The following is a 7,031-nucleotide window of genomic DNA, read 5'->3' as shown; positions in this document are numbered from 1 at the left end:
CCCCAACCCCCGCTCCGCGCCCCGGCCCTTGCGGCAGCGCAAGGGCGTTCGGGGAGCCGCGAACCAGTGGTTCGCAAGCGGCTCCTCGAACCCCGGTGGGAGAGGGGCTTTCAGCCGCTGTCGATGAACTTTCCACACCCGCCACGATGGCACTGCACGAGACGGTAATGAGCCTGAAAACCCTGAATCCCTACGATCTGTTCGACGTGCGTTCGCTGCTGAGCGAGGAAGAGCGCGCGGTGCAGGATTCCGTCGCCCGTTTCACCGACGAGCGGGTGCTGCCGATCATCGGCGACTGCTTCGACCAGGGCCGCTTTCCGACCGAACTGGTCCCCGAGATCGCCGATATGGGCCTGCTCGGCAGCTCGTTGCCGGAGCAGTACGGCGGCGCCGGCCTCAACGGCGTCAGCTACGGCCTGATCTGCCAGGAGCTGGAGCGCGGCGATTCCGGCCTGCGCAGCTTCGTCAGCGTGCAGAGTTCGCTGTGCATGTACCCCATCTACGCCTATGGTTCGGAAGAGCAGCGCCTGCGCTGGCTGCCGTACATGGCGCGCGGCAAGGTCATCGGCTGCTTCGGCCTGACCGAGGCGCACGGCGGCTCCGACCCGGCCAGCATGAAGACCCGCGCGGTGCGCGACGGCGGCGACTGGGTCATCAACGGCTCCAAGATGTGGATCACCAACGGCCCGGTGGCCGACATCGCCATTGTCTGGGCCAACACCGACGACGGCGTGCAGGGCTTCGTGGTCGAGAAGGGCACGCCGGGCTTCAGCGCGCAGGAAATCAAGCACAAGATGAGCCTGCGCGCCTCGTCCACCGGCGCGCTGTTCTTCGACAACGTGCGCGTGCCCGACGGCAACCGCCTGCCCAACGTGAAGGGCCTGAAGGGCCCGCTGGGCTGCCTGACCCAGGCCCGCTACGGCATCAGCTGGGGCCCGGTGGGCGCGGCGATCGCCTGTTTGCAGGAAGTGCTGGCCTACACCAAGGAGCGCATCCTGTTCGGCCGCCCGGTCGCGGCCACCCAGAGCGCGCAGATCAAGATGGCCGAAATGGCCCGCCGCATCACCACCGGACAGCTGCTCGCCCTGCAGTTGGGCCGCTTGAAGGACGCTGGCGACCTGCTGCCGCAGCAGGTGTCGCTGGCCAAGTGGAACAACTGCCGCATGGCAATAGACATTGCCCGCGAATGCCGCGATCTGCTTGGCGGCGCCGGCATCACCACCGAGCACGGCGCGATCCGCCATGCGTTGAACCTGGAGTCGGTCATCACCTACGAGGGCACCGAGACCGTGCACCAGTTGGTGATCGGCCGCGAGCTGACCGGCATCAACGCATTCTGACCGACGCGGCGGCCCGCAGGCGACAATGCGGGCCGCCCATCGCCTTGCCGGAACATAGTGAAGACACCCCCGCAACTGCAGGTCCTGATCGACGACGGCGTCATCGACGAAGTGCTGCGCCCGCTCAAGAGCGGCAAGGAGGCGGCGGTCTACGTCGTCCGCAGCGGCGACGAGGTGCGCTGCGCCAAGGTCTACAAGGACATGGCCCAGCGCAGTTTCCAGCAGCGCGTGCAATACCAGGAAGGGCGCAAGGTGCGCGGCTCGCGCGAGGCGCGCGCCATCGGCAAGGCCAGCAAGTACGGCCGCAGGCAGCAGGAAGTGGCGTGGAAGAACACCGAGGTCGACGCGCTGTACCAGCTGCGCGAGGCCGGCGTGCGCGTGCCCGAGCCGTTCGGCTTCTTCCACGGCGTGCTGGTGATGGAACTGGTCGCCGACGCCGAAGGCTTCAGCGCCCCGCGCCTGGGCGAGGTGGAACTCGATGCCGCACAGGCCCGCCGGTTCCACGCGGTGCTGGTGCAGCAGGTCAAGCTGATGCTGTGCTGCGGGCTGGTCCACGGCGACCTGTCGGCCTACAACGTGCTGGTCGGCGCCGATGGCCCGGTGGTCATCGATTTCCCGCAGGTGGTCAGCGCCGCCGGCAACAACGCCGCGCGTACGATGCTGCTGCGCGACGTCAACAACCTCACCGCCTGGCTGGGACGCTCGGCGCCGGAGCTGCTGGATACCTGGTACGGCGAGGAGATGTGGGAGCTGTTCGAGGCCGGCGAGCTGCGGCCGGATACGGTGCTGACCGGTGAATTCACCCCGGAGATGGGCGCGGTCGACCTGGACGGCGTCCGCCACGCCATCAACGATGCCCGCGAGGAAGCCCTGATCCGCCAGCAGGGGCGCGAGGCGGCGGCCGCGGAAGAGGGTTACTGAGCGGCAACGGCCAGCCGCTGCTCAGTCCTGCCGCGGTTCCACCACGACCGCGGTGCCGTAGCACAGCACCTCGGTAAGCCCGCTCATCAACTCGGTGGCGTCGTAGCGCACGGCGACGATGGCGTTGGCGCCCAGTTGCCGGGCGTGGGCCACCATGTCCCGGTAGGTTTCCTCGCGCGCCTGCTCGCACAGTTCGGTGTAGATGCTGATGTTGCCGCCGAAGATCGTCTGCAGCCCGCCGAGGAAGTTGCCGACGATGGAGCGCGAGCGCACGGTGATGCCGCGCACCAGGCCGAGGTTGCGCACGATCCGGTGGCCCGGCAGTTCCGGCGCGGTGGTCACCATCGTGTCGTTCAATACCGCCGCTGCCATGCGGGTTGAAGAGGAGTTGTACGGGTCGCTCATGGGGTCACCTCGGTTGGCCGGCATCCAGCGCCTGATGGTGGAGCATGCGGTGCCGGTTTCCAATCCGCCGGAAGCGGCCTGCGCGTTCCGCGGGCCCCGCGCGGTTCACGCCGCGCCGGGAAACCCATGCTGGCGCCAGGCCTCGAACACCGTCACCGCGACCGAGTTGGACAGGTTGAGGCTGCGGTTGTCCGGCTGCATCGGCAGCCGCAGGCGGCGGCCGTCGGGCAGGGCGTCCAGCAGTTCCTGCGGCAGGCCGCGGGTTTCCGGGCCGAACAGGAAGGCGTCGCCGTCGGCGAAGCGCACGCTGTCGTAGCGCACGCTGGCGCGGGTACTCAGGGCGAACAGGCGGGCGGGGGCGATGCGGGCCAGCGCGGTGTCCAGGTCCGGGTGGACCTGCATGCGCGCGTATTCGTGGTAGTCCAGGCCGGCGCGCTTGAGCTGCCGGTCGTCGATGTCGAAGCCGAGCGGCTCGATCAGGTGCAGGTGCGCGCCGGTATTGGCGCAGAGCCGGATCACGTTGCCGGTGTTGGGCGGGATCTCGGGCTGGTAGAGCAGGACGTGGAAAACGGGGGAGGCGGCGGTCATCGGCGAAGTTTACGCCGCGGCCGCCTCCCGCTCTGCGCGGCGGCTCACTTGGCGACCATCCCCTGGGCGACCTGGCCGAGGCTGTCGCCGTTCAGGGCGGCCTTGGCGGTGGCGGCGGCCAGCGCCTGCACCTGCTGCGCGTCCGGGCGCACGGTGATGGCCGGCAGCGACACCACCCACTGGCCGACGCTGGCGCCGATGGCCAGCGGCGAGCCGGCGACCACCTGCATCGCGGCCTGCTCGGCGGCCAGTTCGACGATCTGGCCCACGCTCGGGCGCACCTGCACCATCGACAGGGTCGGGATGTTGCTGCTGTGTTCGCGTTCGGCTTGGGCCAGCTGGTCGGCGGAAGGACGCACCTGCACCGTTTCCAGGGTGACGATGTCGGCCGCCTGCGCGGTGGCGGCGAAACCGGTGGTGGCGATGGCAAGCGCGATGGCGATGGACTTGGCGTTCATGGCATGACCTCGTTGGTGTTTGTGAAATGTGGTGTGGTAGTAAAGTAAAACACTAAACATCGAAGTGCAAGAACTTTCCTGCTTTTCGTCTATTTGTTCAGCATCCAGTCATGATCATTCGGAATCGCCTGGAGGCAGGGTTCCTTTACGCAGGATGTGTGCCAATCGCATCTTGTTGAAATACAAGGAATTTGATCGAGACGAAAGTGTCCGCTGTCCGGACACTGCGGCCAGCCGGCCGCTGTCCGCGGACAGGCAGCGCGCCTGCGCGACCTCCCCCATTACCGTTGACGCATGCCGCCCCGGTCGCGTGACGGGTACGATCAGCGTTCACCTTCATTACTCAAGGACAGTGGGATGAACGCAGCCGCACCTCGTACCGCCCTTCTCGCCGTGGCGCTGGGCACCGCCATCGCCGGTTTCGCCGTCACCCCGCTGACCGCCGCGGCCAAGGCCCGGCCGGCTGCCGCCGCGTCCGCCGTGGATATCCCGTTCGAGGAGTTCACCCTGCCCAACGGCCTGCGCGTGGTGGTGCACACCGACCGCAAGGCGCCGATCGTGGCGGTCAACATCTGGTACCACGTCGGCGCCAAGGACGAGCCCGCCGGCCGCACCGGCTTCGCCCACCTGTTCGAGCACCTGATGTTCCAGGGCAGCGAGAACCACCACGGCGAGTTCTTCGAACCGTTCAAGCAGGTCGGCGCCACCGACCAGAACGGCACCACCAACACAGACCGCACCAATTACTTCCAGAACGTGCCGACCACCGCGCTGGACATGGCGCTGTGGATGGAGTCCGACCGCATGGGCCACCTGCTCGGCGCGATCGACCAGGCCGCGCTCGACGAACAGCGCGGCGTGGTGCAGAACGAGAAGCGCCAGGGCGAGAACCAGCCCTATGGGCAGGTGTGGGACAAGCTGACCCGTGCGCTGTACCCGGCCGGCCACCCGTACCACCACGGCGTGATCGGCTCGATGAACGACCTCAATGCCGCCTCGCTGGACGACGTCAAGACCTGGTTCCGCACCTGGTACGGCCCCAACAACGCGGTGCTGGTGCTGGCCGGCGACATCGACGTGGCCACCGCCAAGGAGAAGGTCGCCAGGTATTTCGGCGACATCCCGGCCGGCCCGAGCATGGCGCAGCCGGCGGTCAACGTCGGCCAGCGCCCGGAATCCACCCGCGAGGTGATGACCGACAAGGTACCGCAGGCGCGCATCTACCGCGCTTGGAACGTGGCGCAGGTCGGCACCGCCGACATCGACCAGCTGCAGCTGTTCTCGCAGGTACTGGGCGGGGCCAAGTCCTCGCGCCTGGACCAGCGCCTGCTGCACCAGGAAAAGCTGGTGGACAACATCGGCACGATGGTCGGCCCGTCGCAGCTGGGCTCCAACTTCATCATCATGGCCACGGTCAAGCAGGGCGTGGACCCGGCCAGGGTCGAGGCGATCATCGACGAGGAACTGAAGAAGCTGATCGCCGAAGGCCCGAGCGCCGACGAACTGGCGCGCGGCAAGACCGCGTTCCGCGCCGGCTTCATCCGCGGCATCGAGCGCATCGGCGGCTTCGGCGGCAAGGCTGACGCGTTGGCCGAATGCGCGGTGTACGAAGGCGACCCGGGCTGCTTCCGCACCTCGCTGGCGACCATCGACAAGGCCAGCATCGACGACCTGAAGGCGGTGGGCGCCAAGTGGCTGGGTGTGGGCGACCACACCCTGGTGGTCGAGCCGGGCGAGCGCGTGGCGCTGGACGAACTGCCCTCGGCCAAGCCGGCGCCGTTCGAAGTGCCGGCGGTCGATCCCAAGTACGGCGTGCTGCCCTCGCAGGTGGACCGCAGCGCCGGCGTGCCGCAGACCGCCAGCTTCCCGGAGCTGAAGTTCCCGCAGCTGCAGCGCGCCACGCTGAAGAACGGCACCAGGGTGATCCTGGCCGAGCGCCACGACATCCCGGTGGTGCAGTTCAGCTACGAATTCGCCGGTGGTTTCACCGCCGACCAGGGCCGCAAGCCGGGCACCGCCAACTTCACCATGGGCATGCTCGACGAAGGCGCCGGCAAGCTCGGCTCGCTGGCCTTCGCCGACGCCGCCGATGCACTGGGCGCGCGGCTGGGCGCCGGTGCCTCACTGGACGGCGCCAACGTCTATCTGTCGGCGCTGAAGGAGAACCTGTCGCCATCGCTGGCGCTGTACGCCGACGTGCTGCGCGCCCCGCGCTTCGACCAGGGCGAGATCGACCGCATCAAGGCCACCTGGATCGCCGGCATCAAGCAGGAGAAGGTGCAGCCGAATGCGATGGCTTTGCGCGTGCTGGGGCCGCTGCTGTTCGGCAAGGGCCACCCGTATGCGATCCCGTTCACCGGCAGCGGCGACGAGGCGGCGATCGAATCGTTGACCCGCGACGACCTGGTGACCTTCCACAAGGAGTGGGTGCGCCCGGAGAACGCCACCCTGATCGTCGTCGGCGACACCACGCTGAAGGAGATCGTGCCGCTGCTCGACCGCCAGCTCGGCGACTGGAAGGGTGAGGGCGCCGCGCCGCAGGTGCCCGCGCCGGTTGATGTCGCGCGCCCGGACAAGGCCCGTGTGTACCTGATCGACCAGCCCGGCGCGGTGCAGGCCAACCTGTTCGCCGGCGAAGTGGTGCCCTCGACCCGTGACGCCGGCGCCACCCGCTTCGACATCGCCAACGGCGTGCTCGGCGGCGACTTCACCTCGCGCCTGAACATGAACCTGCGCGAGGACAAGCACTGGTCCTACGGCGCCCGCTCGACGGCCGGCGGGGCCTTCGGCCAGCGCACATGGATGGCGATCGCGCCGGTGCAGATCGACAAGACCGCCGACGCGCTGAAGGAAATGCAAGCCGAGATCAGCCAGTTCGCCAGCGGCCAGCGCCCGCCGAGCGACGCCGAGGTCGCGCGCATCCGCAACATCCAGACCCTGAGCCTGCCCGGTGCGTATGAAACCGCCAGCGCAGTGATGAACACCATCGGCGGCATCGTCCGCTACGACCGCCCGGACGACTACGTGTTCAAGCGCAAGGCCGAGATCGAGGCGATGACCCCGGCGCAGGTGGCCGAGGCGGCGAAGACGCTGGATGCGGCGAAGCTGACCTGGGTAGTGGTCGGCGACCTCAAGCAGACCGAGGCACCGGTGCGTGCGCTGGAGCTGGGCGAAGTGGTCGTCATCGACGGCGACGGCAACCCGGTGCCGGCAAGCAAGTAAGCCGACGCAGCTCCGAAAGGGCCTCTCCCTTTGGGGCGAGGCCGCACGGCTTGCGCGCCACTGGCGCGCGTGCGGTGGAGCGCCCACGCCGCTGGCG

At 68.4% G+C, this 7,031-nt stretch carries 6 protein-coding genes; 3 read left to right on the top strand and 3 right to left on the bottom strand.

The annotated features are described in order from the left end of the window. The first annotated feature begins 167 nt into the window (after positions 1-167). Complete coding sequence (locus ABB34_RS14305; RefSeq protein ID WP_057642051.1) at positions 168-1,340, top strand: acyl-CoA dehydrogenase family protein; 1,173 nt, start codon at positions 168-170, stop codon at positions 1,338-1,340. A 57-nt stretch (positions 1,341-1,397) separates the two neighbouring features. Continuing rightward, complete coding sequence (locus ABB34_RS14300) at positions 1,398-2,261, top strand: PA4780 family RIO1-like protein kinase (protein WP_057642050.1); 864 nt, start codon at positions 1,398-1,400, stop codon at positions 2,259-2,261. Between the two features lie 21 nt (positions 2,262-2,282). Here the strand turns inward: ABB34_RS14300 and ABB34_RS14295 are convergent, their stop codons facing one another. The 3 genes from ABB34_RS14295 to ABB34_RS14285 all read right to left on the bottom strand — a co-directional run bounded on the left by ABB34_RS14295 (position 2,283) and on the right by ABB34_RS14285 (position 3,712). Next, entirely contained in the window at positions 2,283-2,666 is a 384-nt protein-coding gene (locus tag ABB34_RS14295; protein ID WP_057642049.1) for a YbjQ family protein, read from the bottom strand. A gap of 105 nt (positions 2,667-2,771) precedes the next feature. Beyond that, positions 2,772-3,254 carry a tRNA (cytidine(34)-2'-O)-methyltransferase gene (locus ABB34_RS14290; protein ID WP_057642048.1) on the bottom strand — a complete coding sequence of 161 codons (483 nt, stop codon included), beginning with the start codon at positions 3,252-3,254 and terminating at the stop codon, positions 2,772-2,774. A 44-nt stretch (positions 3,255-3,298) separates the two neighbouring features. Beyond that, on the bottom strand, positions 3,299-3,712 hold the full coding sequence (locus ABB34_RS14285; protein ID WP_057642047.1) for a hypothetical protein: 414 nt from the start codon (positions 3,710-3,712) through the stop codon (positions 3,299-3,301). A 357-nt stretch (positions 3,713-4,069) separates the two neighbouring features. Between ABB34_RS14285 and ABB34_RS14280 the strand changes: the two genes are divergently transcribed. Next, entirely contained in the window at positions 4,070-6,934 is a 2,865-nt protein-coding gene (locus ABB34_RS14280) for a M16 family metallopeptidase (protein ID WP_057642046.1), read from the top strand. Positions 6,935-7,031 lie beyond the last annotated feature (97 nt).

The sequence above is a fragment of the Stenotrophomonas daejeonensis genome (assembly GCF_001431505.1).
Lineage (GTDB): Bacteria > Pseudomonadota > Gammaproteobacteria > Xanthomonadales > Xanthomonadaceae > Stenotrophomonas > Stenotrophomonas daejeonensis.
This window is presented reverse-complemented; position numbering and strand designations above follow the sequence as displayed.